Source organism: Gordonia sesuvii (assembly GCF_036350415.1).
GTDB lineage: Bacteria > Actinomycetota > Actinomycetes > Mycobacteriales > Mycobacteriaceae > Gordonia > Gordonia sesuvii.
In genome coordinates this window covers 1-25,090 of sequence record NZ_JAZDUF010000007.1, presented here as the reverse complement: position 1 = coordinate 25,090, position 25,090 = coordinate 1, and the positions used below count along the sequence as shown (strand labels likewise).

The following is a 25,090-nucleotide window of genomic DNA, read 5'->3' as shown; positions in this document are numbered from 1 at the left end:
CAGGTTCACGAGTTCGGGTCGGGCCGGCGGCGATTGCGCCGAATCATCTGCCGCTGGTGATCGCGGACCTCCTCGCCGGCCGCCGGTGAGGCCACCCAACTGCCGTCCGACTGCAGAACCCAGCATCGCGTCCGCGGATCGAGTGCCGAGGCGAACACGTCGTTCAACTCGCTGGTCAGGCGATGATCGCGCACCTGCACCATCACCTCGACCCGGCGGTCGAGATTGCGGTGCATCATGTCGGCACTGCCGATCCAGTATTCGTCCTGTGCCCCGAAGTACAGGACCCGCGAATGTTCCAGGAACTGGCCGAGAATGGATCGCACCACGATGTTCTCGCTCACACCGGGCATGCCCGGGCGCAGGGCACAGATTCCACGCACCACGATGTCGACCGGTACGCCGCTCTGCGACGCGCGATAGAGGGCGTCGATGACCTGCTCGTCGACGAGCGCGTTGGCCTTGAGCTGCACCCGCGCCCGGGTGTCCCCCTGGAGGTGCCGATCGATCTCGCCGTTGATCCGCTCGATGATGCCCGACCGGATCCCGTGGGGTGCCACGAGAATGTTGCGGTACTCCTTCTTTCGTGAGTACCCGGTCAACGTGTTGAACAGGTCGGTGAGGTCGGCGCCGATGTCGGGCGCGGCGGTGAACAGGCCGACGTCCTCGTAGAGCCGCGCGGTCTTCGGGTTGTAGTTGCCGGTTCCGATATGGCAGTAGCGCCGGATGGACGAGCCCTCGCGTCGCACCACGAGGCACGTCTTGCAGTGCGTCTTCAGTCCGACGAGGCCGTAGACGACGTGCACACCCGCTTGCTCGAGTTGCCTGGCCCACTTGATGTTCGCCTGCTCATCGAACCTCGCCTTGATCTCCACCAGTGCGACGACCTGCTTGCCCGCGGCGGCTGCGTCGATGAGCGCGTTGACGATCGGGGAGTCGCCCGAGGTGCGGTAGAGCGTCTGCTTGATGGCGAGTACCTGCGGATCCGCGGCCGCCTGCTCGATGAAACGCTGCACGCTGGTCGAGAAGGAGTCGTACGGATGATGGACGAGCACATCACCCTCGCGCAGGGTCGAGAACACACTCTTGGGAGTCTCGCGCTCGCCGAAGGCGGGATGGGTCGCGGGGACGAACGGCCGGTCCTTGAGCTGTGGACGGTCGAGTCCGTGAACCTCGAAAAGGCAGGAGAGGTCGAGCAGGCCGGGAACCTGGATGACGTCGTCGGGGTTCACGTCGAGTTCGCGCAACAGGAGTTCGAGCATGTGCTCACTCATGTCGTCGGCGACCTCGAGGCGGACCGGAGAGCCGAACCGCCGGCGGGCGAGCTCACGCTCGAGCGCCTGCAGCAGATCCTCGTCGCGGTCCTCCTCGACCTCGAAATCGGCATTCCGGGTGATCCGGAATGCGTGATGCTCAACGATTTCCATGCCCGGGAACAAATGCTCGAGATTCGCCGCGATCAGTGTCTCGAGCGGAAGAAGGATCGTCTGCTGGTCGTCCTTCTTCGACGGGTCGGAGCGGCGCATCAGGCTGTCGACCCGGATCAGTCGGCTGACGTTGTCGGGAACCTTGATGCGTGCGAAATGTTCGCCGCCCTCGTTGGCATCTTTCACCGTCACAGCCAGATTCAAGGACAGACCGCTGATGTACGGGAACGGGTGCGCCGGGTCCACCGCCAACGGGGTGAGGACGGGGAAGACATCCTCGTGGAAGTAGTCGACCAGTCGCGCTTGCTGTTCCTGCGACAGCTCGGCCCATGTGACCACATGGATGTCGTTGTCGGCCAAGGCAGGGTCGACCGAATCGAGGAACACTCGTGCGTGCCGGTCGGCGATGGTCTGGGTGCGGGCGGCGATTCGCCGCAACTGTTCGCGTGGGGACAGGCCGTCGGCCGAGCGCACTGACAGGCCCGTCTCGTCGCGTCGTTTCAGACCCGCCACCCGGACCATGAAGAACTCGTCGAGGTTGGACGCGAAGATGGCCAGGAACTTCGCGCGTTCCAGCAACGCGATGGAGGTGTCCTCGGCCAGCGCGAGAACACGAGAATTGAAGTCCAGCCAGCTCAGTTCGCGATTGAGGTAGCGATCGTCGGGCAGGTCGGCGGACTCGTCCGGGACGAGTGTCGCCGCGGGCGGCGCCCCGGGAATCGAGGTGACCGGCTGGGTGGCGATGTCGTCGGCAGGGCTCACCGTTCAATCATGACGCATCCCGCGCGGGCCTGAAGCGTTTGGTCACCGACATCGGTTCCGATGCCATCGCGGGCCCATGGTCCGGCGCAGGGTGCCGCTTCCCCAACGCGGCCGCGGTGTGATGACCCACACCCAACGACAGGGCGGCGTCGAGATCGTCGGCGGTGTCGACATCGGTGCGCAGGTCGGCCCACCGCAGGTGCTCGGGATCGAGTTCCACGGCGCCGGCCTCACGATGGGCGGCAGCCGAATCCGGGCCGAAGTGCGGCGGCTCCGAGATGTCGGACCGGCGTACCAGCAGGGTCGTGCCGGTGCCGTCCCGATCGGCGAGTACCGCCTCACGCATCCCGCGGGCCTGGGTCACCACCGACCGGAAGCTATCAGCGGTCGCGGCGGGCAGATCTGCCTGCACGAGCATCACGGTCCGCACCGTCGGCCAACGCCGCCGGGCGTCGGCGGCCGCGTCGGCGAACGCCTGGTTGAGTCGGTCGACGCCGACACCGTGTCCCGCCGACTCACGCACACTCGCTGCCCCGAAACCGTGCGCGGCAGCGAGGACCCCGTCGTCGGGGCTGATTACGACGGTGTGGTCGATGCCGGAGCGGCGCAGCGCGTCCATGGTGTCCAGCATCATCGCCAACACCAGTTCGCGGTGCAGTCCGTCGGATGCGGACGACCTGCTCGCCGCCAGTCGTGTCTTCGCCTCACCGAGGCGCTTCACCGCCAGGACCGCGACGACGTCACCGAGGCGGGGCACGCCCGGGTCGGTTGGTGAGGTCGACGTCATGGTGACCATGATGCCGACCCGCAGCAGGCGCGGTCACGCACACCCGTCGATCGGCACTTGCGCCGCGGGACCACGCACTAGGGTGAGGTGCGAGGTCGGTCGGCGAAGGAGTGGTCGTGCGTGCGGTGGTGATGGGTGCGGGATCGTGGGGAACCGCGATCGCGAAGGTCCTCGTGGACGCGGGTACGGACACCACCTTGTGGGCGCGTCGACCTGAGCTGGCGGAGCGCATCACCCGCGACCACACGAACGCCGACTACCTACCGGGTATCACCCTTCCGGACGGCCTCTCGGCGACGAGTTCGGTCGGTGAGGCGATGTCGGGGGCCGATGTGGTGGTGTGTGCCGTCCCGTCGCAGTCGTTGCGCGCGAATCTCACCGAATGGATGCCCCATCTGGGCGCCGACACGACCTTCGTGTCTCTCGCCAAGGGCGTGGAGACGAGCACGCTGCTGCGGATGACAGAGGTCATCTCGGAGGTGTCCGGGGCACCCGGGGATCGGATCGCGGCGCTGTCGGGACCCAACCTCGCGCGGGAGATCGCGGAGGGGCAGCCGGCGGCGACGGTCATCGCCTGCGCGGACGAGGACCGCGCGCGTGATCTGCAGGACGCCTTCAAGACCCGTTACTTCCGGCCGTACACCAACACCGATGTGATCGGATGTGAGATCGGCGGCGCGGTCAAGAACGTCATCGCCCTCGCATGCGGGATGGCCAGCGGTGTCGGGTTCGGCCAGAACACTCTGGCGACCATCATCACCCGCGGACTCGCGGAGACGATCCGGCTCGGTGTCGCGGTCGGTGCCCAGATCGAGACGATGGCCGGGTTGGCCGGAGTCGGCGACCTGGTCGCCACGTGCTCGTCGCCGCTGTCCCGCAACCGGACATTCGGCGCACACCTCGGTGAGGGCGCGACGATGCAGGAGGCGCAGGATGCCACCCATGGTCAGGTCGCCGAAGGAGTCAAGTCCTGCACGTCGGTCCGTGCACTCGCCGACAAGTACGACGTCGAGATGCCGCTGACCGACGCCGTGCATCAGGTGTGCCACTCCGGCCTGACCGTGGCGGATGCGGTGAGTTCGCTCCTGGGTCGTCGTGCCAAACCGGAGATCTACGACTGACCTTCCCGACCCTGCAGGCCTTCGTCACCCGAAGTCGAGCGGGCCGCGCGGCAGGGTCTCGTCGATCACCGCGGAGACATCGGTGATCGGCCCGTTGCCGGCGTTCTCGGGAATCCACATCGCCACATACGGACGATGGTCGACACACACATAGGCCTGACCCGAGCCCTCGACGGTGTCGGTGATGAACCACTGCACGGGATGGATCACCTGCAGATTGCTCGTCGGCGACAACTCGTCGGGGCGGGAGATACCGCACCGCAGCGTCACCGGATCACCGTCGGACTCCGACGGCCACGTCACCGTGGTCCCGGCGACCTGCTTGTCGCCGAACCCGTCGAAGGTCTGGGGCACGGCGTCGATGAGCTCCGCGCACTCGGCCGGAGCCGCCTCACCGGACACGTACGACTCGATCGGTGTGGTCGGGTCGGGTCGTAACGCGGCGAACGTGATGAACCCGACGATCACCATCACCGGTATCGCCACGAGGGTCGCGATCAGCGCCGGGCTCAGTCGCGGACCGCTGCCGTAGCGAGATTGCTGGTCGTCCTCGGTCACGACGAACAGGGTAGGGCATCTCTCCCAATTCCCTTTGCGGGTCTAGGCGGCTCGTTGGCCCTCTGGCGGCGTTGTCGTCGGTCACGATAGCTGCCGCTATCGCTCCCTCCTCCGCCTTGCCAGAGAACCAACGACTCCGCCAATACCTCGCAGAAGAATTGGGAGACACGCCCTAATGCTCCGGGATTTGTCAGTGCTGGGGGCTCTGCACCACGGGGCAGGTCAGGGTACGGGTGATCCCGTCCACCTTCTGGATCTGTGGGACGACATTCTCGGTGAGGTGTGTCGCGTCTGCGGCATCGACCCGGACTATGACGTCGTAGGGCCCGCTGACCTCTTCGGATGTGGCGACACCGGAGATCTCCGCGATCGTCGCCGCTGCCAGCGCGGCCCGTCCGACCTCGGTCTGGATCAGTATGTATGCCTGAACCACGCCCATCCTCTCGTCTGCGCCCGGGGTCCGGCTGTCGACCCGGTTTCAGTATTGTCGCTGACAACCCCATCCATGCGCGACTGGAACAGGATCGAGGAGATGTCGTGTCCGTCGGAGACACCGGGGAAGCGGTTGACCGGTCGCGTTCGGTCGGGGAGGTCGGGGAGCGCCGCCTCATCGCCGAACTGACCAGGGCCGCCGTCGCTCTCGACTCGGCCGGCAGTCCGTCCGACATCGTTATCGGCTCCGGCGACGACGCTGCCGTGATCGACACCGCGGGTCCCGCGGTCATCAGCACCGACACCGCGGTCCAGGATCGTCATTTCCGCTTCGACTGGTCCGATGCGCGCACGATCGGTGCGCGCGCCGTGGTGCAGAGTGCGGCCGACATCGCCGCGATGGGCGGACGGGTGACCGGCACGGTCGTGTCGATCGGCTGCCCGCCGTCCACGACCGTCGGGACGGTGCTCGACCTCAATGCCGGAATCGTCGAGGCCACTCACCGGCTCGGCGGACGCGTGCTGGGTGGCGACCTGGTGGCTGCCGAACAGGTGGTGCTGACGGTGACGACAATCGGCGCGCTCGACGGTGCGGAGCCGATCGTCGTGGGCGGGGCCCGGCCGGGTGACGTGCTCGCGGTCACCGGTGGTGCGTTGGGTGCCAGTGCCGCCGGGCTCGCGCTCCTGCTCGATGCACAGGCTCGGGGCGCCGACGATCTCCTCGCCGAGTATCCCGACCTGGTCCGGGCACATCGTCTGCCGGACCCCGACCTCACACAGGGTGCAGCCGCGGCCAGAGCCGGTGCCCACGCGATGACCGATATCTCCGACGGACTCGTCGAGGAGCTGATCACGATGGCGGCGGCGTCGGGTGCGCAATTGGCAGTGATCAGCGATCTCATCCCCGCTGGACCGGATATGCGTGCGGCCGCCGACCGACTCGGGGCCGACGACCGGGAGTGGGCGATCGCCGGCGGCGAAGACCACGAGTTGCTCGCCGCTTTTCCCGAAGGTGCGGTACCGACGGGCTGGACACGGATCGGCGAGGTCTGCGAGGGGATCGGTGTGCTGGTGGACGGTCGGCCCGTCGAGGTACAGGGCTGGCAGTCGTTCGATTCCTGACGCGTTGGACGAGGATGCCGGCAGCGCGATGGCCCGGACGTGTCCGTCTGGATCACGGGGGAGTGGCGTCGGCTGGATTATCCAGTCCGCACCCGTCTGCGGTGACGTCCGTGGACGCGGGACACCAGGCATGACCGATGCCCGTCATCGTCGGTCGGCCGGGGGTGTCTAGATTCGGTGCATGGCAATCTACGCACTCGGTGACCGTGAACCGACCATCGCCGACGACGTCTACATCCATCCGGACGCCGTCGTGATCGGCGATGTGATCCTGGCCGAAGGGGTGTCGGTGTGGCCGACTGCGGTCCTGCGGGGCGATGCCGGAACCATCACCGTCGGACGTCGGACAAACATCCAGGACGGCACCATCATCCACTGCACGCCGATGGACGCGACGGTCATCGGAGAGGAGTGCGTGGTCGGACACAACGCTCACATCGAGGGTGCGACGATCGGTGACCATTGCCTCATCGCCTCCGGGTCGGTGGTGCTCAACGGGTCGACGATCGGGCGCGGTGCCATCGTCGGTGCCGGTGCGGTGGTGCCGTTCAAGTTCGACGTGCCCGAACGGACGATGGCGCTCGGGGTACCGGCCAAGATCCGCGAGGGCTACCAGGTGCCGGAGGGACACATCGACCTCAATGTCGAGGTGTATCACCAGAACGCGAAGTACTTCCGCGAGTCCTTGCGGAGGATCGGATGACCGAACCGATCTCGGATTCGGGACCCTCGGCGCCCAAGCCCCTCGCCGAGCTGATCGACGCGGGATGGGCCGAGGCGCTCGAGCCGGTCGCACCGGTCATCACCACGATGGGCCGGTTCCTGCGTGAGGAGAACACGGCCGGACGGGGCTACCTGCCGGCCGGCCAGAACGTATTGCGCGCGTTCACCAATCCGTTCGACGAGGTCCGGGTGCTCATCGTGGGACAGGATCCTTACCCGACACCCGGCCACGCGGTGGGCCTGAGTTTCTCGGTGGCACCGGAGGTTTCACCGATTCCGCGATCGCTGGCCAACATCTACCGCGAGTACTGCGAGGATCTCGGGTACCCGATGCCGGCGAACGGCGACCTCACCCCGTGGGCGAGATCTGGTGTCCTGCTGTTGAACAGAGTTCTCACGGTGTCGCCCGGAGCGCCGGCGTCCCATCGCGGCAAAGGCTGGGAACAGGTCACCGAGTGCGCGATCAAGGCACTCGTCGCCCGCAACGCCGAACCGCTGGTGGCGATCCTGTGGGGACGCGACGCAGCCGGCCTCAAACAGTGGCTGCCCGACGTGCCGGTGATCGAGTCGGCCCATCCGTCACCACTGTCCGCGAGCCGCGGGTTCTTCGGATCTCGGCCCTTCAGCCGGGCCAACGACGCCCTCGAGGATCTGGGCGCAGAGCCCGTGGACTGGCGGCTGCCCTCCTGAGAGTTTTCCCGACCCACGCTCCCTGAGGAGCGATCGTCTCCCGATCCCTGAGGAGCGAGCTTGCGAGCGTCCTACTGGTCCCTGAGGAGCGAGCTTGCGAGCGTCACGAAGGGCGGCCCTTCGTGACGCACGCTCACTCCGTTCGCGGGCTCCTCAGGGACCGGGAGGGCGTTTCGGTCGCTCAGCCCTTGCGGGCTTTCGCGAAATCAGGTTTGCGTTTGGCGACGAACGCGTCGACGCCCTCGATGCCCTCCGCGGACGCCGACAGCGCCGAGATGGACTGGGCTTCGACGGCGAGCTGGTCGCCGAGGGTGGATGTCGCGGATCGGGTCAGCAGCTCGCGCGCGGCGCTGTCGGCGCGCCACGGACCAGCGGCGATCTTCTCCGCGGCCGACCGGGCCGCGGTTTCGACGTCGTCGTCGTCCGCCACATCGGACAACAGTCCCCACGCGAGCGCCTTCTCGGCGTCGATGACGGGGTCGGTCAGGATGATGTGGCGTGCACGCGCGGCGCCGACGACGCGAGGAAGCGTCCATGTCATACCGCCGTCGGGCGACAGCCCGATCCCGCGGTAGGCGGGCCGCATCTTGGTGGCGGACCCGCCGATCGCGACGTCGGCGTGAGTGACGATGCTCATCCCGGCGCCCGCAGCCCAACCCTTGACCGCGGCAACGACCGGCCGGTCGGCCTCGTGGAGGGCGTTGATGAACGCGTGGAAGCAGTCGGCGATCTCGCGGAGGAAGGTCGGCCGGTGCTGCGCGGCGGCGAAGTCGCGGACGTTGCCACCTGCGCAGAAGTTGGCACCGGGTCCTCGCAGGAGGATCGCACCGACCTCCCGCTCGCCGCGGGCGACTTCCCGTAGCGCGGCGGCGCCGGCCAGCATGGCCGGGTCGGACAGCGGGTTTCCGGGGCCGGCCGTGGAGACGTTGATGGTCAGCACGGCGTCATCCTGGGTGACGAGTTCGGCGGGGGCGGTGACAGGATCGGCGGTCATGGTCTGCACATTAGCCGCAACGCACAAAGACCCGACTCCCAGGGCCGAGCGATTGCTTGCTCGGGGGAGTCGGGTTCGGTGTGGTGTCGGGTTCGACGGAGGTGCGGCCGATCACCGCACCGCGTCAGACGCGAGCGGTCTTGCCGGCCTTCAGGCAGGAGGTGCACACGTTCTTGCGCTTGCGGTTCCCCGGCGCGACCTCGACGCGCACCGACTGAATGTTCGGGTTCCACCGGCGGTTCGTGCGCCGGTGCGAGTGCGAAACCGACTTGCCGAAGCCCGGTCCCTTGCCGCAGATGTCGCAGACGGCAGCCATCGTCGAACTCCCTTGTGTTGATGAAAAGTGGTCGTTGTTCTGCCTGCGAGTTCCGCGTTCGACGGCGGACGCCGACGGGTACCGTCGCAAGGCAACCCTGCAAGGATAGCCGTCCGATGGCGACCCGGCCAAATCCGGGCCGTCGGTGGTGACCCCGTGGCTGTCGTCGCGCCCGAGTAACCTCTAGCACAGCGGGCGAAGGGCCGTCGCCCCTGCCAGTCACCACTGCCAACGGTAAGGGGTTTCATGGAGTCGGTGTTCGACGGTGGTCTCATCCGCACGATGAACCCGGACCTCCTGCGGGATTGGGCGCACACCGCGGTCGACGGACTCGCGACATTGCGCGGCGAGATCAACGACCTGAACGTCTTCCCGATCCCCGATTCCGACACCGGCAGCAACATGCTGTTCACCATGCAGGCGGCCGCCGACGCTCTCGCATCGTTGCCAGAGGATGCCTCGACGGCGGTGGTCGCCCGCGCCATGGCGGACGCGGCGGTAGCGCAGGCGCGCGGCAACTCCGGCATCATCCTGTCGCAGGTGCTGATGGGCCTGGCCGACGCGGCAGAGCTGATGTCGGACGAGTCGCAACTCACCTTCAACCATCTGTGGTCGGCCGGTCTTCGCCTCGGATCGCTCGCCGCGGTCCGCGCGGTGAGCGACCCGCGCGAGGGAACCGTCCTTACCCTCATCCGGACGGCCGCCGAAACCGCGGGCGCCCATGTGTCCGAATCTGCCGGTGATCTTGCCCGGGCCGTCGCCGACGACTGCGCCGACGCGCTGGAGCACACACCCGAGCAGCTGCCGGAGCTCGCCGAAGCCGGTGTCGTCGACGCCGGCGGTCGCGGCTTCCTCGCGCTGGCCGACGCGATGGTCGCGGTGTTGACCGGAGTCGCGCAGCGGCGCCGTCGGTATCGCGGAATCCTCATCGGCGGCGGCGAGCCAGGCCATCAGGACAACGACACGTGCAGCGGCGGCAGCGACATGGATTTCGAGGTCATGTATGTCCTCGACGGCGCCGCGGGCGACGAGGTCGGTTCGCTGCGCAAAACCCTGAACGACATCGGCGACTCGGTGGTGATCGTGGGTGACAGCTCATCAGGTGGTGAGCGGTTCTCCGTCCACGTGCACACCAGCGACCCGGGCAAGGCGGTTGAGGCGGGCGTGATCCGCGGCCCGATCTCCGAGGTCCGGATCAGTTGCTTCGCACTCGATGCGCTGCGGGCGCAGGCCGACTCCGCCGAGCCGCCGCCGCGACACAAGCGCGCCGTGATCGCCGCGGTGACCGGCGAGGGCGCCGACGAGCTGTTCACCGAGGCGGGTGCCGCCGTGGTGCGGGCCGACGACGGACTGACCCCGGATGTGCTCACCGACGCCATCCGGGCCGCCGACAGCGGGCACGTCGTCGTGATGGCCAACGGCAAACTCAGCTCCCAGGACCTCGTGTCGGTGACTGCCGCGACCCGTTCGGCACAGCGATCGGTCGTCTTCCTGCCGACGTCGTCGATGGTGCAGTGCCTGTCGGCGCTCGCCGTCCACGACGCCACCGAGGCGCCCGACCCCGACACCTATGCGATGGCCGAGGCGGCGGCGGGCACCCGATGGGGTTCGCTGGTGCGTGCCGACAGCCGCATCATGACCCTGGCCGGGACCAGTGAGGTGGGCGACGTCCTCGGCATGATCGGCTCCGACGTCCTGGTGATCGCCCCCGATCAGACGGGCGCGGCCACCGCGCTGGTCGACCTGATGCTCGCCACCGGCGGCGAGATGGTCACCGTGATGGCCGGGGCCGGCGTCGACGACTCGGCGCTCGACGCGCTGACCGAACAGATGCGGCGCAGCTACGCCGGAGTGGAACTCGCGATCTACCGGACCGGCCAGGCCGACCAGCTGATGCAGGTTGGTGTCGAGTAATGGTCGCGATGGCCGACGGGCTCGATGCGGTCCTCGAGGCGAAGGTCGTCTCGAAGATCGAGACGCTCGGGATATCCACGGTCGGCGAGTTGCTGCGGTACGCCCCGCGCCGCTACGTCCGGCAAGGCCAGCTGTCCAACGAAAACGACCTCCCGGTGGAAGAGGATTGGCTCACGGTCGTGGGTCGGGTCACCGGCTCGAAGATGGTCCCGATGCGGAAACGCTCGGGGACCTTCCTGAAGGTCACCGTCACCGACGACAGCTACACGTACCAGGCCAACTTCTTCAATGCGCGGTTCATCCAACACCGGATCAAACCCGGAGCGCGGGTGATGATGGCGGGCAAGGTGAAGATCTTCCGAGGGCAGATCCAGCTATCCCACCCCCAGTGGGCGGTGCTGCCCGACGGCGAGCAGGAAATCGATCGTGTGGTCGGGTCGGCGATGCTCGCGGAGATGCTGGGCGCCGAGGCCGAGGAGTTTGCGAACTCGGGTGGTGTCGAGCTGATGGACCGACCCATCATCCCGATCTACCCGGCCACCAAGGACATCCAGACGTGGACGATCGGAACCGCGATCGCGCGCACCTTGGTTGCCGTCGAAACCGGTGGAGAGGTACCGCCGGACGCGCTCACGCGGGAGCAGCGCGACACCCGCGGGCTCGTGAGCACCGAAGCGGCGCTACGCGGAATCCACCTCCCCGACACCGACGACGACATCGAGTCGGCCCGCGCCCGCCTGAAGTTCGACGAAGCGATGGCCATCCAGACCGTGCTGGCGCAGCGACGGATCGCCGGCCGCACGGAGAACGGGCCGTCCTGCCCGCACGTCGAGAACGGGCTCGAGGACCGCCTGCTCGCGCGTCTCCCGTTCACCCTGACCGACGGACAGCAGGCTGTGGTGGCCGAGATCGCCGACGACCTGGGCCGTGACACCCCGATGAGTCGTCTGCTGCAGGGCGAGGTCGGTTCGGGTAAGACACTCATCTCGCTGTTGGCGATGCTGCGTGTTGTCGACAACGGACATCAGTGCGCGATGCTGGCGCCCACCGAAGTCCTCGCCGCACAGCACTTCCGCACGATGACCACCATGCTGGGCGATCTCGCCCAGGCGGGCGAGTTGACGGCGGCCGACCGCGCGACCAAGATCGCCCTGCTCACCGGGTCGATGAAGACTGCAGGCCGACGGCAGACGTTGCTCGACGTGGTGACCGGTGAAGCCGGCATCGTGGTGGGCACCCACGCGCTGCTCGAGGAGAACGTCGACTTCTTCGATCTCGGCATGGTGGTGGTCGACGAACAACACCGGTTCGGGGTGGAGCAGCGGGACACGTTGCGCACCAAGCGAAAAGATTCGGGCATGCCGCACTTTCTGGTGATGACCGCGACCCCCATCCCGCGGACCGTGGCGATGACGGTGTTCGGTGACCTCGACACCTCGGTGCTCACGGAGCTGCCCCGCGGGCGGCAACCGATCAAGACGTCGGTGGTCCCGATGCGCAACGCGTCGTGGGTGGATCGCGCGTGGGTGCGGGCCGCCGAAGAGATCGCGCAGGGCCGACAGGTCTATGTGGTCTGTTCACGGATCGGAGATGACCCCGGCGGCAAGAAGTCCAAGCGGGCCGCCGACGGCCCGGAACAGACGAGCGTGTCGGTGCTCGACCAGTACCAGGAGTTGCTGACCGGACCCCTCGGTGGACATCGCATCGAGATGCTGCACGGCCGATTGCCTGCCGACGAGAAGAATGCAGTCATGGACGCGTTCGGTCGCGGCGAGATCGATGTCCTGGTGTCCACCACCGTCATCGAGGTGGGCGTCGACGTGCCGAATGCCACGATGATGGTCATCGTCGACGCCGATCGCTTCGGGGTCAGCCAGCTGCACCAGCTGCGTGGGCGTGTCGGCCGTGGCGGTCATCCCGGTCTCTGCCTGCTGATGTCCACCGCGCCGCCGGTCTCGCAGGCGATGCAACGGCTGAAGGCTGTCGAGGGATCCACCGATGGGTTCGAACTCGCCCGCATCGACCTCGAACAGCGTCGAGAAGGTGACGTGCTCGGTTCGATTCAGTCCGGCGGGGTCTCGTCGCTGCACTTTCTGTCCTTGCTGTCGGACGCCGACGTCATCGCCGACGCCCGAGAACTCGCCGACGAGATCGTCGGTGTGGATCTGCCGCTGGCCGATCACCGACCTCTGGCCGATCTCGTCGACGCGGTGCTCGTGCCCACCAAGGTCAAATACCTGGACAAGTCGTAGCCGGACAACGGAACGCCGAGCGGCCCTGCGACGTCCAAGAGGTATGGGGTCGACAGCAGGGTGGCCGGTGCGCTGGTGGTTGGTGCTCATTCCGAGCGTGGCGACGACGGTGATCGTCGCGGCCGGCGTGCTCGTCGCGGACCGCGACGGTCCGAGTGATCCGGCGGTGGCGTCGCAGGCGCGTCAGGCGATGTCCGCGTTGGCCCGGGTGGCTGTGGTCGGGGAGCGCGCCCCGCGGTCGGACTACCAGCGTGAGGCGTTCGGCACCGCATGGACCGACGCCGTGACGGTGGCCGGTGGCGCCAACGGGTGTGACACCCGAAACGATGTCCTGACAAGAGATCTCATCGACGTGCAGCTCTCGGTCATCGATTCGTGCCCGCGGGCGGTGATGTCCGGCGAGTTCCGTAGCCCCTATACGGGTGAGTTCGTCGTCTTCCGCCGCGACCGACGTGCCGGCTCGGTTCAGATCGATCACATCGTTCCGCTCGCCTACGCGTGGGACATGGGTGCGTGGGCCTGGCCGTGGGCGGCGCGAGCCAATTTCGCGAATGACCCGGCGAATCTGGTTGCGGTGGATGCGGCGTCGAACATGGCCAAGTCCGATCAGGAACCGGCGCGCTGGCTGCCGCCGAACCGGACTTTCCACTGCCAGTATGCGATTCAGTTCATCGCGGTGACCGTGTCGTATCGGCTGCAGGTCGATTCGCGGTCGGCCGACACCCTGGGAGCCGTCCTCCGGCGGTGCGGCGGGTAGTGATACGCCGTGAGCACAGGAGAATGAGGTAGTGCGCTACGCGTGTGGCCGGCGGGCAATGTGGCGATGGTCGGTAGACCACAGCCACTACTCGCCGGAAGGCTCCCCATGTCCATCATCGAAGAACCCACCACAGTGTCCTCCATCGCCGACATCGACAAGCGCACTGTCGAGATCGCCCGGCCCGGTGACCCCGACCTCGGGCAGCTCGCCGAGCTACCCGGAACGTGGGCGAACGAGCCCAACCTCGTGGGACGAGGCTGGAACCTGATCGCGCTGCCGTTCGCGACCCCGCCGGGGGAGGGCTTCAACTACCGCGTGCTCATGAACCAGTACAACGAGGTACTGAAATTCAGCCTCGTCGACAAGAACGTCCCGAATCGGGGGATCTCCCGCAACGGGACAACAGTCGAAGCCGATCAGGAAGTCGGTGCCCTCGATTACGAGCAGGCGATCAAACAGATTGCGGCGGCGGACTTCCCGGTGAGCGGGCTCGCAGGCAACCCCAACGCCGGTATCCACCACGAGCCGGGTCTGTTCCTGTTCATGCAGGATCAGACGAACGGTGGACCCACCATCGGTCGCCTGGCGACCGTGCCGCACGGTGATTCGGTGCTGGCGCTGGGCAACGCCGAGACCACGCCCGGGCCGCCGCGGATCGACCCGGTGAACGCCCTGCCGATCGGGGTGGACGACGACCTGGACTCGCCCTATCTCGCGCCGTACAAACACTTCGTCGACAGCCACTTCCAAGGCATCTTCGATCCGCTCGACTCCTCGGGGCTGCTGGCCGACGCGAACAACGGAGTGAACATCATCGAGACGACCACCATCGAACTCGACACCACAACGGCCACCGGCGGGATCTCCAACATCCCCTTCATCGTCGCCCAGGCGAACGCGACCGAGATGAAGTCGACGTTCTGGATTCAGAAGGTCGACGACAACGGCACGATCAAGTGGCGTCTCCAATACATGCAGGTGGTCATGCTCGACTTCTTCGAACGTCGCGACGGCGGACCGGGACTCATCAAGTGGCCGCACATCAGTTTCAACACCATGGAGAAGATCAGCGACGACACCTCGTCGAGCTCGCCGGCCGTGGAGTTCATGCGGCACTGAGAAAGCCTGCCGAGATCCACGGTCAGGTATCGCCCTCGGCAGGAGGACGACGGCGTTGGGCGGAGACGAATCGCGCACAGAGGAGGGCCACCGCGACGATCGCCGAGCACATGGCGATGAACGCACCGGCGTATCCCAACGTGCCGACAAACCAACCGAATCCGACTGCGCCGAGTCCGAGGCCCCCGTCGTAGGCGATGTTCCAGATGATGCTCGCCGTCCCGCTGCGGCCGGTACCGAGCCGCTGCATGGTCAGGACGAACGAGTCGTTCTGGCTGGAGCCGAAACCGAGACCGAGGAGGCCTGCGCCGAGGACGAGTAGCCAGGTCGGCCCGTCCAGCGATACGGAGATGAGAAGGCAGCCGAGCGCACCGATGAGGGCCGACGGCACCAGCAGTCGCCCGGCGCCGCGCCGGTCACCGACGAAGCCGGCGAGCAGTCGACCGGCAACCAATGCCGCCGAGGCGGCGAGGAGTGCGAACGCGACCGTCGCTGCCGGCGGTCCGGCGAGGGGAAGGAACGTCGTCGCGGCCCCGAATGCGCCGGCGATCATCAGGAACACGATGATGGGGATCGCGATCGGGCGCACATCTCCGGAGGAGGGTACTGCGAATCGTCCGTGTAACCGCCCGGGCAGCCAACAGGCCACGACCGCGCCGCAGAGGCTTGCTGCGCCGGAGACGGCGAAGACCGCGGTGTAGCCGAAGACGTCTGCGGCCCACACACCCCCGGCCAGCGCACCGACATTCGGCAGCGCTGCGGCCGCGCCGTAGTAGGCGGAATACGAGGACAGTTTGCCGGGGCCGGCGATCTCGGCGGCAACGATTGCGCCCGCGATCACGACGAATGCGAACCCGACACCACGAACCACGGTGATGGCCAGGATCGCGGACGTCTCCGCCGACAACGCGTACAGCGGGGTGGGCGCACCGAGAAGTGCCGAACCGGCCACCACCATCGTGCGCAGTGAAAGATGGCGGAACAGCCACGGCATCGACAGTTGGGTGAGGACGGTGGCCGTCATCATCGCGCCGGTCACCGATCCCACCACGACGCTGCCGGCACCACCGTCGGCCGCCCACATCGGTACCACCGGTAGGAGCGCGGCGTAGTTGACGAAGGCCAGGAACGTCGCGATCAACAGGGCCGCCAGCGTTGGCGGTCGGGACTGTCGGGCAGCACCGTCGCCGGCATTCTCGGTGCTGCGCGTTGTCATGTGGACCAGCGTCGGTGCCGGGCGGCTGTCGCGTCAAATACGGCCGGCGGCTGTTCAGGCCGCGTTGAGCATCGCGCGTAGCCGGGTTTCTACGACGCTGACAGTGTCCGGCACATGGCCGATCGCGGGTGGTGCGACCGATTCGTGCACGGCACCGGTGGGTGTCTGGATCTCGATGCGATGCCCACCTGGCGCATCGATCACCGCATACCGCCAACCGTCGGCATCTTTCGCCCTGTTGTGCGTCCGGCAGGCTCCGTCACCGTTGACCCCGGTGGTCGCACCGCCGTCGCGATGCGGATGCGCGTGATCGATCTCGGCGATCGGAGCGCCGCAATACGGTGTGCGGCAACATCGGTCACGCATCGCGACGAAATGCGCCAGGGACTTCGGGAACGTCCGTGAGCGAGCGTCCATGGACACCAGTGTCCCGTCGGCGGGCCTCGCGAAGAGTCGTCGGATCGTTGACAGGGTCTCGTTGTCGTCGGCGGTGCCGTCGGCGATCATCTGCCGCGCAAGATGGCCCGGGATGGGGCCGAATCCGGGGATCTCGGCGGCCTCGTCGCTGTCGGTGAGCAGTGTGCGTTCCGACATCACGACGTTGACCGCGACCGGCACCTTCTCCGCCGACGACTGGCCTGTCACGCGCTCGACGAGGGTGTCGGCCATGATCTGCGGGTGGGTGCGGTCATCGGCACCGACGATCGAATCAGCGTGCTGCTTGAGCGAGGCATAGACTGCGACCCCCTGTTTCATCGGAAGCAGCGCCGACAGCGTTGTCATCAGGTCCGGTGCCGGCCGGACACCGACCCGACGGTCCTTCTCTGCGCGCGCCGATCGTGCGACCACCGCGTGGGGGTCGAGTTCATAGGCGTGCTTCTTGGCCAATGCGTCGAGTGCGCGATCGCTGACCCCGTCGAGAGTGGAGCTGTCAGCACAGATTCGCCGGTCCATCTCCTCGCGGGTCTCCCGGGTGAGATATGCGGTCTCGCGGACCAGGATGGTCGCGCGCCATTCGGTCAGCTCACCGGACGTCAGTGCCCGCATCGTGTGCGGCATCTCGTCGGCGAGGGCACGGGCGAATCCGAGGAACTGCGCGCCTTTGCGGGGTGAGGCCTTGCGCGCCAAGCCGATCTCCGCGGACAGACCACGGCCTCGGCGCTTCATCGGGACGTTCCGGAGGTCCTCGTCGGCTGCCCGGAGTTCGATGACCCGCGCGGTCTCCCGCACCTGGGCCGCAGCGCAGGCCGATTTCAGTTCCTCCAGAACGGTCAGACGAGACATCGCATCGGCTTCGGATTCGCCGACAGTCATCGCGGCCAGCGCGTCGACGAACAATCGCAGGTCGTCGGTGGACATGTCCGAATGCAGGTCGGCGGCAGCAGGCCGTGCGGGCAGAGTTGCCGTCATGCTGATCCCCCCGAACCATCGTGCATCGAACGTATGTTCTAATGTACGCGGTCTGGCCGGCGCCCGCAACCGTCGGGATTGGGTGGCGTCCGGACGCACCGCTACTCTGGTGGACGACATGATTCCGCAGGCGAAGTCGAGGATTCCATGAGTGCACCCACCGCCGATTCCGGCGTGGTCGCGACCGATGTCGAGCAGGTTGTCACCGACCTGGCGAAGGCCGCGCGGACGGCGTCGCGCGTTCTGGGCGGGATGACGACAGCGGCGAAGAACGAGGTCCTGCTCGCCGCGGCCGATGCCATCGAGGCCGCCGAGGACAGCATCCTCGCCGCCAACGCGACCGACGTGACCCGCGCCGACAACGACGACACCGAGGCGAGTCTGATCGATCGCCTGCGCCTGACGCCCGAGCGCATCACCGGTATCGCCGAAGGCCTGCGGCAGGTGGCGGTGCTGCCCGATCCGATCGGCACCGTGGTGTCCGGCAAGACCCTGCCGAACGGCATGGAACTGCGACAGGTGCGGGTACCACTCGGAGTTGTCGGGATGGTGTACGAGGCCCGACCCAACGTCACCGTCGACGCCTTCGGCATCGCGTTCAAGTCGGGTAACGCCGTCCTGTTGCGTGGGTCGTCGTCGGCTGCCGACTCGAACGCGGAACTCGTAAGGATTCTGCGTGAGGTGTTGCGCGACAAGGGCGTCAATGCCGACGCGGTGGCGCTGCTGCCGAGTGCGGATCGCTCGAGCGTCACCGCCCTGATCCGGGCCAGAGGCCTCGTCGATGTCGTGATCCCGCGCGGCGGTGCGGGCCTGATCAACGCCGTCGTCGCGGGCGCCACGGTCCCGACCATCGAGACGGGCACCGGAAACTGCCACGTCTACGTCCACGCGCTCGCCGACCTGGATGTCGCGACGCGGATCATCCTGAACTCCAAGACTCGTCGGCCGAGTGTGTGCAACACGGCGGAGACGGTCCTCGTCGACAAGGCCGTCGCCGCCGACGCGTTGCCGAAGATCTCGCAGGCGTTGCAGGCCCAGGGTGTGGTCATCCACGGTGATGAGCCCGGCATGGAACCGGCCACCGAGCAGGACTGGGCCGAGGAGTACCTCTCGATGGACATCGCGATGAAGATCGTCGACGATCTCGACGCCGCGGTATCGCACATCGACACCTACGGCACCGGACACACCGAGGCGATCGTCACGACCGATCTCGCGGCCGCACGTGAGTTCACCTCCCGGGTCGACGCGGCCGCGGTGATGGTCAATGCCTCCACCGCGTTCACCGACGGCGAGCAGTTCGGTTTCGGAGCCGAGATCGGCATCTCCACTCAGAAACTCCATGCCCGTGGACCGATGGGACTGCCCGAACTGACCTCGACGAAGTGGACCGTCTGGGGCGACGGACACATCCGGCCCGCGTGATGGGGGAAGCCAGCATCGTGGCCGGGGGTCCCAGTACCGTTCCTTCCTTCGTCGACGTCCCCGACGTCACGGCGCGCTTGCGTGAGACGGGTTATCTCGCCGACGACGCCACCGCCACCTCCACCTACCTGGCCGACCGTCTCGGCAAGCCGTTGCTCGTCGAAGGTCCGGCCGGTGTCGGCAAAACCGAACTGGCACGCGCGATCTCGCAGGCGACCGACGCCGAGTTCATCCGCCTGCAGTGCTACGAGGGGATCGACGAGGCGCGGGCACTCTACGAGTGGAATCACGCCAAGCAGATCCTGCACATCCAGGCCACCGGCACCCGCGACTGGGATGAGGCGAAGAGTGACATCTTCTCCGACGAGTTCCTGCTGCCCCGTCCGCTCCTGCGTGCGATCTCCCGCTCCGAACCCACGGTGCTGCTCATCGACGAGGTCGACAAGGCCGACGTGGACGTCGAAGGTCTGCTGCTGGAGGTGCTCAGCGACTTCGCGGTGACCATCCCCGAGATGGGCACGGTCTCCGCCACCCGGCGCCCGGTGGTCATTCTCACCTCGAATGCGACCCGGGACCTCTCCGAGGCGCTCAAGCGTCGCTGCCTGTATCTCTACATCGACTTCCCCGACGCCCCGCGTGAACGGGAGATCCTCGCGTCCAGAGTGCCGGGCCTGCCCGACGCGCTCGCCGCCGAACTGGTACGGGTCGTCGGGGTGCTACGGACCCTCGACATCCGCAAGAAGCCGTCGGTGGCCGAGACGATCGACTGGGGCAACACGCTGCTGGCCCTCGGCGTCGGAGAATCCGGCGGCGGGACCACCGGCACACTCGACGACGGCCTGATCGCCCGCACCCTGGGAGTGGTGCTCAAGCACCGACCCGATCTCAAGACGGCGTTCAAAGAACTCAAGTTGGGCTGATGGCGGGTTCGTCGGAATCCCTTGCTGGTCAAGAGGTTCCACTCATCGGGCACCTCACCGGGTTCATTGACGAACTGCGGGCGCGGGGCATCGTCGTGGGTCCGTCGTCGCTGATCGACGCCGCGCAGGCGCTGGAGGTGCTCGACCTTCTCGACCGCCGCTCGCTCCGGGAGGGCCTCGCGGCCACGCTGATCAGCGACCAGATGCACCGCAGGGTGTTCGACACCGTCTTCGATCTCTGGTTTCCACTGGGAACCGGCGCGCGGACCGCCGTCACCGACCTCCCGCGTACCTCCGACGGCGAGGTCGACGTCGAGGCGATGCGCGAGATGGTGGCCGATCTGCTTGCCGATGACTCCGCGGACGGCGAGGCGCGCCTCGCGCAGATGGTCGCACTGATCGTCGATCAACTCGGGCGTTACGAATCGACCCGGGGCGAGGCATACTCCGCGTATCAGGCGCTGTCCCAGGTCAATCCGCAGACCCTCATCGCACGGATCGCCGCCGCCATGGCCGGCGGCGATGACGATGGTGGCCTCGGAGACCGGCCGGGCACCGAACCGCGGTATCGGCGGGCCGCGCGCGCCCGGTCGATGGAGCTGCGCGCCGCCATCGAGGCGGAGACCCAGCGGCGGATGGCAGGGGCCAAGGGGCGCGATCGGGTCGCCGACTACGCGGTGCCCCAACTGCCGGAGAACATCAACTTCCTGTCCGCCGGCGCCAACGACCTCGCCGAGATCCGCCGCACGATCGAACCGCTCGCCCGGCTGCTCGCGGCGAAACTGGAGACCCGGCGTCGCCGTTCGCATCGGGGGAGTGTCGACGTCCGCAAGACACTGCGGGCGTCGATGTCCACCGGGGGCGTGCCCATCGAACTGTCCCACCGCAAGCCGCGGCCCGGACGCCCGGAACTGACGATCATCTGCGACGTGTCCGGCTCCGTCGCCGGATTCTCGCAATTCACCCTGCGCCTCGTGTACGCGCTGCGTCAGCAGTTCTCCAAGGTCCGGGTGTTCGCCTTCGTCGACACCGTCGACGAGGTCACCGACTTCTTCGACCGGGGCAACGACGACGAGGATTTCGGCGCCAACATGCACCGGATGATCACCACGGCCCGGATCAGCACCCGGGACGGCCATTCCGACTACGGCAACATGCTCAAGGGATTCGTCGACGAGTACGGCGACTCGCTGACCCACCGCGGAGCACTGCTGATCCTCGGCGACGGACGCACGAACTACCACGACCCCCGCCTCGATGCACTGCGCGACCTGGTCGACCGCGCCCGCCACGCATACTGGCTCAACCCGGAGGCTCGCCGGAACTGGGGCGTCGGCGACTCCGCCGCCACCGAATACGCCGAGGTCATCGAGATGTTCGAATGCCGCAACGCCACGCAGTTGGGACGGGCCATCGCAGACCTGCTGCCGGTGTGATGCGGTGCGGGTCACCCGGTGGCGTGTCGCCGACCGCGTAAACTCACACGTCATGGCCACCGACCGGGAGTCGTCCACCCAACCGCGCGCTCGCCGCATCGGCATCATGGGTGGCACCTTCGACCCGATCCACAACGGCCATCTCGTCGCTGCGAGCGAGGTCGCGCACCGGTTCTCGCTCGACGAGGTCATCTTTGTCCCGACCGGACGGCCGTGGCAGAAGCTGGGCGAGGACGAGAGCGGTCGGGTGATCGACGCGACCCGCGCGGTCAGTCCGGCCGAGGACCGTTATCTGATGACGGTCATCGCGACCGCATCCAACCCGCGATTCAGTGTCAGCCGCGTGGACATCGAACGCGAAGGGGACACCTACACCGTCGACACGCTCCGTGACCTGCGCGCGCACCATCCCGAAGCGGAGCTCTACTTCATCACCGGCGCCGATGCGCTGGAATCGATCCTGTCCTGGCAGGACTGGGAGGGCCTGTTCGACCTGGCACACTTCATCGGTGTCAGCCGACCCGGTTATGAGCTGCACGCGAAGCATCTCGCGCAACACCTCGAGGCCTTGCCACCGAATACCCTGCAGATGCTGGAGATCCCCGCCCTCGCCATCTCCTCGACCGAATGCCGCGCCCGTGCGGCACGCGGACGTCCCGTCTGGTACCTGGTTCCCGACGGTGTTGTTCAGTACATCGCCAAACGGAAGCTGTACCGTGCGCCCAAGGCGTCCTCGCCCGGCGTTTCCGCCCCCTGACCACCACCCACATTCCACGACGGAAGGACCCCAGTGACTGCCTCGGCCGAAGCGCTGCAGATGGCCACCGTGGCGGCACTCGCCGCCGCCGACAAACTAGCCCACGACGTCACCGTCATCGACGTGTCCGAACAACTCGTCATCACCGACCTGTTCGTGATCGCCTCGGCCGACAACGAACGCCAGGTCACCGCCATCGTCGACGAAGTCGAGGACAAACTCCGCGAGGCGGGATACAAACCAGTCCGCCGGGAGGGAACGCGCGAGGGCCGGTGGGCCCTGATCGACTACGCCGACATCGTCGTGCACATCCAGCACACCGACGAACGGCAGTTCTACGCACTGGAACGACTCTGGAAAGACTGCCCCGTGGTCGACGTGGAAGGCCTGCAATGAGCGGTGGACCGGACAGCCACGACACGTCCGTGGAACGCCTCACACCGGTGGTCCGGCGTCTGATCCTGTTGCGGCACGGGCAGACCGGGTACAACGCGACCAGTCGGATGCAGGGCCAGCTCGACACCGAGCTGTCCGAACTCGGCCGCCGGCAGGCCGAAGACGCCGCCGGTGCGCTCGCCGGGCGGATGCCGATGGTCATCATGTCCTCCGACCTCATGCGGGCTCGCGACACCGCCGAGGCCCTGGCACGCAAGACGGGACTGACCGTCACCGACGACGTCCGCCTGCGCGAGACGCACCTGGGTGACTGGCAGGGGATGACCCACCTCGAGGTGGACGCTGCGATGCCCGGCGCACGCCGCATCTGGCGGGACGACGCAACCTGGTCGCCGCCGCGCGGTGAGAGCCGGGTCGATGTCGCCCGCCGCGCCGTTCCGGTCGTCGAGGAACTGGTCGACAAGCTCGATGACTGGGGTAGCGGCGAGCGCCCGGAAGCGCCGGTCGTGCTGGTGGCGCATGGCGGCGTGATCGCTGCGATGACCGCGGCCCTGCTCGATCTGGACCAGGGGTCGTGGCCGGTCTTCGGCGGACTGGCCAACACCAGTTGGGTGCAGTTGTCCGGTCACGGCGTCCCTGGCAGCCCACCGCGCTGGCGGCTCGACGTGTGGAACGCGTCCGCCGAGGTCGCCGACGCAGGCGTGCAGTGACGATCCTCGTCCTGTCGGACTCGTTGGCCTACTACGGTCCGAACGGGGGACTGCCCGCCGACGATCCCCACATCTGGCCGAACCTGGTCGGAGCCGGATGCGACCGTGAGGTTCGACTGTTCGGGCGGATCGGCTGGACCAGCCGCGACGTATGGTGGGCGCTGACCCAGGACCCGAACATCTGGGCGGCGGTGCCCACCGCCGAGGTGGTGGTGCTGGCATTCGGCGGGATGGACAGCCTGCCGTCGCCGCTGCCGACCGCGCTGCGCGAGCAGATCCGCTACGTCCGCCCCGCACGGCTGCGTCAGGTGGTGCGCGACGGTTACCAATGGCTGCAGCCGCGGCTGTCGCGAACCGGGTGGCCGGTGGCCTTGCCACCCAAGGTGACCGTGGAGTACCTGGACAAGATCGGCTCGGCACTCACCGAGTTACGGCCGGACCTGCCCATTGTGCTGTGTCTGCCGCCTACCCATCGCAGCCCCTACTACGGATATGTACACAGTGGCCGCATCCCGACCACCGCGGCGATGGATCAGTGGGCACGGCGACGCGGCCTGCCCGTCGCGGACTTCTATCCCGCCACCCGTGAGGCGTTCACGTCGACCCCCGGATCGATGAACCCGGATGGCATCCACTGGGGTTTCGACTGCCACCGCGAGATCGCCGACGAGGTGATCCCGATCGTCCGGCACGCGCTCGGCGAGCCGCTCCTGCGCCGGCCGGACGGGCGTCGGGCCGCCGTGGAACCGACCAGCTAACGTAGACGCGTGCCTGTCGTCGTCGTCACCGATTCATCGTCGCGGTTACCGGCCGAGGTCGCCGATCACTACGGCATCCGTCAGGTGCCGCTGCACCTGACGTTGGACGACAACGACTACCGCGAGGGTGTCGACGACATCCCGGCCGACATCGTGTCGCGCCCGGGCGTCACCACCTCCGGGGCGAATCCGCACGAACTGGGCGCGGTCTACGAGCAGGCCCTCGCCGACAGTGACGGAGACGGGGTCGTCGCCGTCCACATGTCGCGACGACTGTCGGGGACGTGGGGCGCCGGGCGCGTGGCGGCAGAGAAGTTCTCCGGCCAGGTCCGCATCGTCGACTCCCGATCCGTCGGTCTCGCGGTCGGTTTCACCGCCGTCGGCGCGGCGCAGGCCGCCAACGCCGGAGCCGACCGCGACCGGGTGTACGAATCGGCGATCCGGCAGGCCGCGACCATCGACTCGTTGCTGTGTGTCCACCAGTTGGAGAACCTGCGTCAGAGCGGCCGGATCAGCGCCGCCAGCAAGATGCTGGGTTCGGCCTTGTCCATCAAGCCGATCCTGCACATGGTCGACGGCGTGCTGAGCCTCAAGGAGCGGCACCGAACCTTCTCCAAGGCACTGGCCAAGATGGCCGACGCAGCCGTCGAGTCCGCCGACGGACGGCCGGTCGTCCTCGGTATCCAGCACTGTGACTCAGCTGATCTGGCAACGGAATTCGCCGACGATCTGGCGGGGCGGCTGAGGGATGTGAAGTCTCGGATGATCGTCGACCTCGGGCCGGTGCTCGGGTGCCATGTCGGGCCGGGCGCCATCGGGGTCACCCTGGCCACCCACCTCGAGCCGATCGAATCCTGACGCCACGTCCCTGCAGAGGACGTCACCGCCGTTCCCTGCGGGGACGTCACCACCGCTTCCTGCGGGGACGTCACCACCGTTCCCTGAGGAGGTCCGGAGCGCTAGGAGACTGCTGAATAATCGGCGTTGGTTTTCGGCGTGTGGTGGGCGGGTTGTGGCTGTTGGGCTGGGATCCTGGTGGGTATGCAGGGTGAGGTTGATCGCCAGGGTGAGTTTTTGGATGTGAA

24 protein-coding genes are annotated in these 25,090 nt (G+C 67.4%); 16 read left to right on the top strand and 8 right to left on the bottom strand.

The window, feature by feature from the left end; translation table 11 throughout:
* Positions 1-5: 5 nt before the first annotated feature.
* Entirely contained in the window at positions 6-2,189 is a 2,184-nt protein-coding gene (locus VZC37_RS20005; protein WP_330435031.1) for an RNA degradosome polyphosphate kinase, read from the bottom strand.
* A 7-nt stretch (positions 2,190-2,196) separates the two neighbouring features.
* Entirely contained in the window at positions 2,197-2,976 is a 780-nt protein-coding gene (gene cofC / locus VZC37_RS20000; RefSeq protein WP_330435029.1) for a 2-phospho-L-lactate guanylyltransferase, read from the bottom strand.
* Between the two features lie 116 nt (positions 2,977-3,092).
* Here cofC and VZC37_RS19995 point away from each other — a divergent pair, with 116 nt between their 5' ends.
* Positions 3,093-4,097, top strand: a complete 1,005-nt coding sequence (locus VZC37_RS19995; RefSeq protein ID WP_330435027.1) for an NAD(P)H-dependent glycerol-3-phosphate dehydrogenase — start codon at positions 3,093-3,095, stop codon at positions 4,095-4,097.
* A 24-nt stretch (positions 4,098-4,121) separates the two neighbouring features.
* Here VZC37_RS19995 and VZC37_RS19990 read toward each other — a convergent pair whose 3' ends face one another.
* Both VZC37_RS19990 and VZC37_RS19985 read right to left on the bottom strand, forming a co-directional pair.
* Positions 4,122-4,664, bottom strand: coding sequence for a DUF3515 domain-containing protein (locus VZC37_RS19990; protein WP_431309468.1), 543 nt, complete (start codon positions 4,662-4,664; stop codon positions 4,122-4,124).
* Between the two features lie 181 nt (positions 4,665-4,845).
* Positions 4,846-5,094: an Lrp/AsnC ligand binding domain-containing protein gene (locus VZC37_RS19985; RefSeq protein ID WP_330435023.1), complete on the bottom strand. Its 249-nt coding sequence runs from the start codon at positions 5,092-5,094 to the stop codon at positions 4,846-4,848.
* Positions 5,095-5,192: 98 nt separating this feature from the next.
* On the opposite strand from VZC37_RS19985, the gene thiL reads away from it, so the two are divergent.
* The 3 genes from thiL to VZC37_RS19970 all read left to right on the top strand — a co-directional run bounded on the left by thiL (position 5,193) and on the right by VZC37_RS19970 (position 7,622).
* Positions 5,193-6,209: a thiamine-phosphate kinase gene (gene thiL, locus VZC37_RS19980; RefSeq protein WP_330435021.1), complete on the top strand. Its 1,017-nt coding sequence runs from the start codon at positions 5,193-5,195 to the stop codon at positions 6,207-6,209.
* Positions 6,210-6,390: 181 nt separating this feature from the next.
* Positions 6,391-6,912 (top strand): gamma carbonic anhydrase family protein, encoded by a 522-nt coding sequence (locus tag VZC37_RS19975; RefSeq protein WP_330435020.1) that lies wholly within the window; start codon positions 6,391-6,393, stop codon positions 6,910-6,912.
* The gene (locus VZC37_RS19970) at positions 6,909-7,622 is read left to right on the top strand and encodes a uracil-DNA glycosylase (RefSeq protein ID WP_330435019.1); all 714 of its coding nucleotides are present in this window, start codon (positions 6,909-6,911) and stop codon (positions 7,620-7,622) included. Before VZC37_RS19975 ends, VZC37_RS19970 begins: the two co-directional genes overlap by 4 nt.
* A 181-nt stretch (positions 7,623-7,803) precedes the next feature.
* Here the strand turns inward: VZC37_RS19970 and VZC37_RS19965 are convergent, their stop codons facing one another.
* A complete protein-coding gene (locus VZC37_RS19965; RefSeq protein WP_330435017.1) occupies positions 7,804-8,616 on the bottom strand; it encodes an enoyl-CoA hydratase/isomerase family protein in 813 nt (270 codons plus the stop codon).
* A 124-nt stretch (positions 8,617-8,740) separates the two neighbouring features.
* Positions 8,741-8,932 (bottom strand): 50S ribosomal protein L28, encoded by a 192-nt coding sequence (gene rpmB / locus VZC37_RS19960; protein ID WP_124706538.1) that lies wholly within the window; start codon positions 8,930-8,932, stop codon positions 8,741-8,743.
* 246 nt (positions 8,933-9,178) lie between these two features.
* On the opposite strand from rpmB, the gene VZC37_RS19955 reads away from it, so the two are divergent.
* The 4 genes from VZC37_RS19955 to VZC37_RS19940 all read left to right on the top strand — a co-directional run bounded on the left by VZC37_RS19955 (position 9,179) and on the right by VZC37_RS19940 (position 14,977).
* Positions 9,179-10,846 (top strand): DAK2 domain-containing protein, encoded by a 1,668-nt coding sequence (locus VZC37_RS19955; protein WP_330435012.1) that lies wholly within the window; start codon positions 9,179-9,181, stop codon positions 10,844-10,846.
* The gene (gene recG, locus VZC37_RS19950; protein WP_330435010.1) at positions 10,846-13,098 is read left to right on the top strand and encodes an ATP-dependent DNA helicase RecG; all 2,253 of its coding nucleotides are present in this window, start codon (positions 10,846-10,848) and stop codon (positions 13,096-13,098) included. The genes VZC37_RS19955 and recG overlap by 1 nt, the downstream gene beginning before the upstream one ends.
* A gap of 67 nt (positions 13,099-13,165) precedes the next feature.
* Positions 13,166-13,855, top strand: coding sequence for an HNH endonuclease family protein (locus VZC37_RS19945; RefSeq protein ID WP_330435008.1), 690 nt, complete (start codon positions 13,166-13,168; stop codon positions 13,853-13,855).
* Positions 13,856-13,963: 108 nt separating this feature from the next.
* Entirely contained in the window at positions 13,964-14,977 is a 1,014-nt protein-coding gene (locus VZC37_RS19940) for a heme-binding protein (RefSeq protein ID WP_330435006.1), read from the top strand.
* A gap of 22 nt (positions 14,978-14,999) precedes the next feature.
* On the opposite strand, the gene VZC37_RS19935 is transcribed toward VZC37_RS19940, so the two are convergent.
* Both VZC37_RS19935 and VZC37_RS19930 read right to left on the bottom strand, forming a co-directional pair.
* Positions 15,000-16,193 (bottom strand): MFS transporter, encoded by a 1,194-nt coding sequence (locus tag VZC37_RS19935; protein ID WP_330435004.1) that lies wholly within the window; start codon positions 16,191-16,193, stop codon positions 15,000-15,002.
* Positions 16,194-16,247: 54 nt separating this feature from the next.
* Positions 16,248-17,507 carry an HNH endonuclease signature motif containing protein gene (locus VZC37_RS19930; RefSeq protein ID WP_330435515.1) on the bottom strand — a complete coding sequence of 420 codons (1,260 nt, stop codon included), beginning with the start codon at positions 17,505-17,507 and terminating at the stop codon, positions 16,248-16,250.
* A gap of 243 nt (positions 17,508-17,750) precedes the next feature.
* Between VZC37_RS19930 and VZC37_RS19925 the strand changes: the two genes are divergently transcribed.
* From VZC37_RS19925 to VZC37_RS19890, 8 genes are read left to right on the top strand one after another with little or no spacing between them, the layout of a single operon-like run.
* Positions 17,751-19,028 (top strand): glutamate-5-semialdehyde dehydrogenase, encoded by a 1,278-nt coding sequence (locus tag VZC37_RS19925; protein ID WP_330435002.1) that lies wholly within the window; start codon positions 17,751-17,753, stop codon positions 19,026-19,028.
* The gene (locus tag VZC37_RS19920) at positions 19,028-19,948 is read left to right on the top strand and encodes an AAA family ATPase (RefSeq protein WP_330435001.1); all 921 of its coding nucleotides are present in this window, start codon (positions 19,028-19,030) and stop codon (positions 19,946-19,948) included. Before VZC37_RS19925 ends, VZC37_RS19920 begins: the two co-directional genes overlap by 1 nt.
* Complete coding sequence (locus tag VZC37_RS19915) at positions 19,948-21,384, top strand: vWA domain-containing protein (RefSeq protein ID WP_330434999.1); 1,437 nt, start codon at positions 19,948-19,950, stop codon at positions 21,382-21,384. The genes VZC37_RS19920 and VZC37_RS19915 overlap by 1 nt, the downstream gene beginning before the upstream one ends.
* A 52-nt stretch (positions 21,385-21,436) precedes the next feature.
* A complete protein-coding gene (gene nadD / locus VZC37_RS19910; protein WP_330434998.1) occupies positions 21,437-22,141 on the top strand; it encodes a nicotinate-nucleotide adenylyltransferase in 705 nt (234 codons plus the stop codon).
* Positions 22,142-22,174: 33 nt separating this feature from the next.
* Positions 22,175-22,537 carry a ribosome silencing factor gene (rsfS, locus tag VZC37_RS19905; protein WP_330434996.1) on the top strand — a complete coding sequence of 121 codons (363 nt, stop codon included), beginning with the start codon at positions 22,175-22,177 and terminating at the stop codon, positions 22,535-22,537.
* Complete coding sequence (locus tag VZC37_RS19900) at positions 22,534-23,247, top strand: histidine phosphatase family protein (RefSeq protein ID WP_330434994.1); 714 nt, start codon at positions 22,534-22,536, stop codon at positions 23,245-23,247. Before rsfS ends, VZC37_RS19900 begins: the two co-directional genes overlap by 4 nt.
* Entirely contained in the window at positions 23,244-24,005 is a 762-nt protein-coding gene (gene octT / locus VZC37_RS19895; protein WP_330434992.1) for a diglucosylglycerate octanoyltransferase, read from the top strand. The genes VZC37_RS19900 and octT overlap by 4 nt, the downstream gene beginning before the upstream one ends.
* Positions 24,006-24,014: 9 nt before the next feature.
* A complete protein-coding gene (locus VZC37_RS19890; RefSeq protein ID WP_330434991.1) occupies positions 24,015-24,863 on the top strand; it encodes a DegV family protein in 849 nt (282 codons plus the stop codon).
* Positions 24,864-25,090 lie beyond the last annotated feature (227 nt).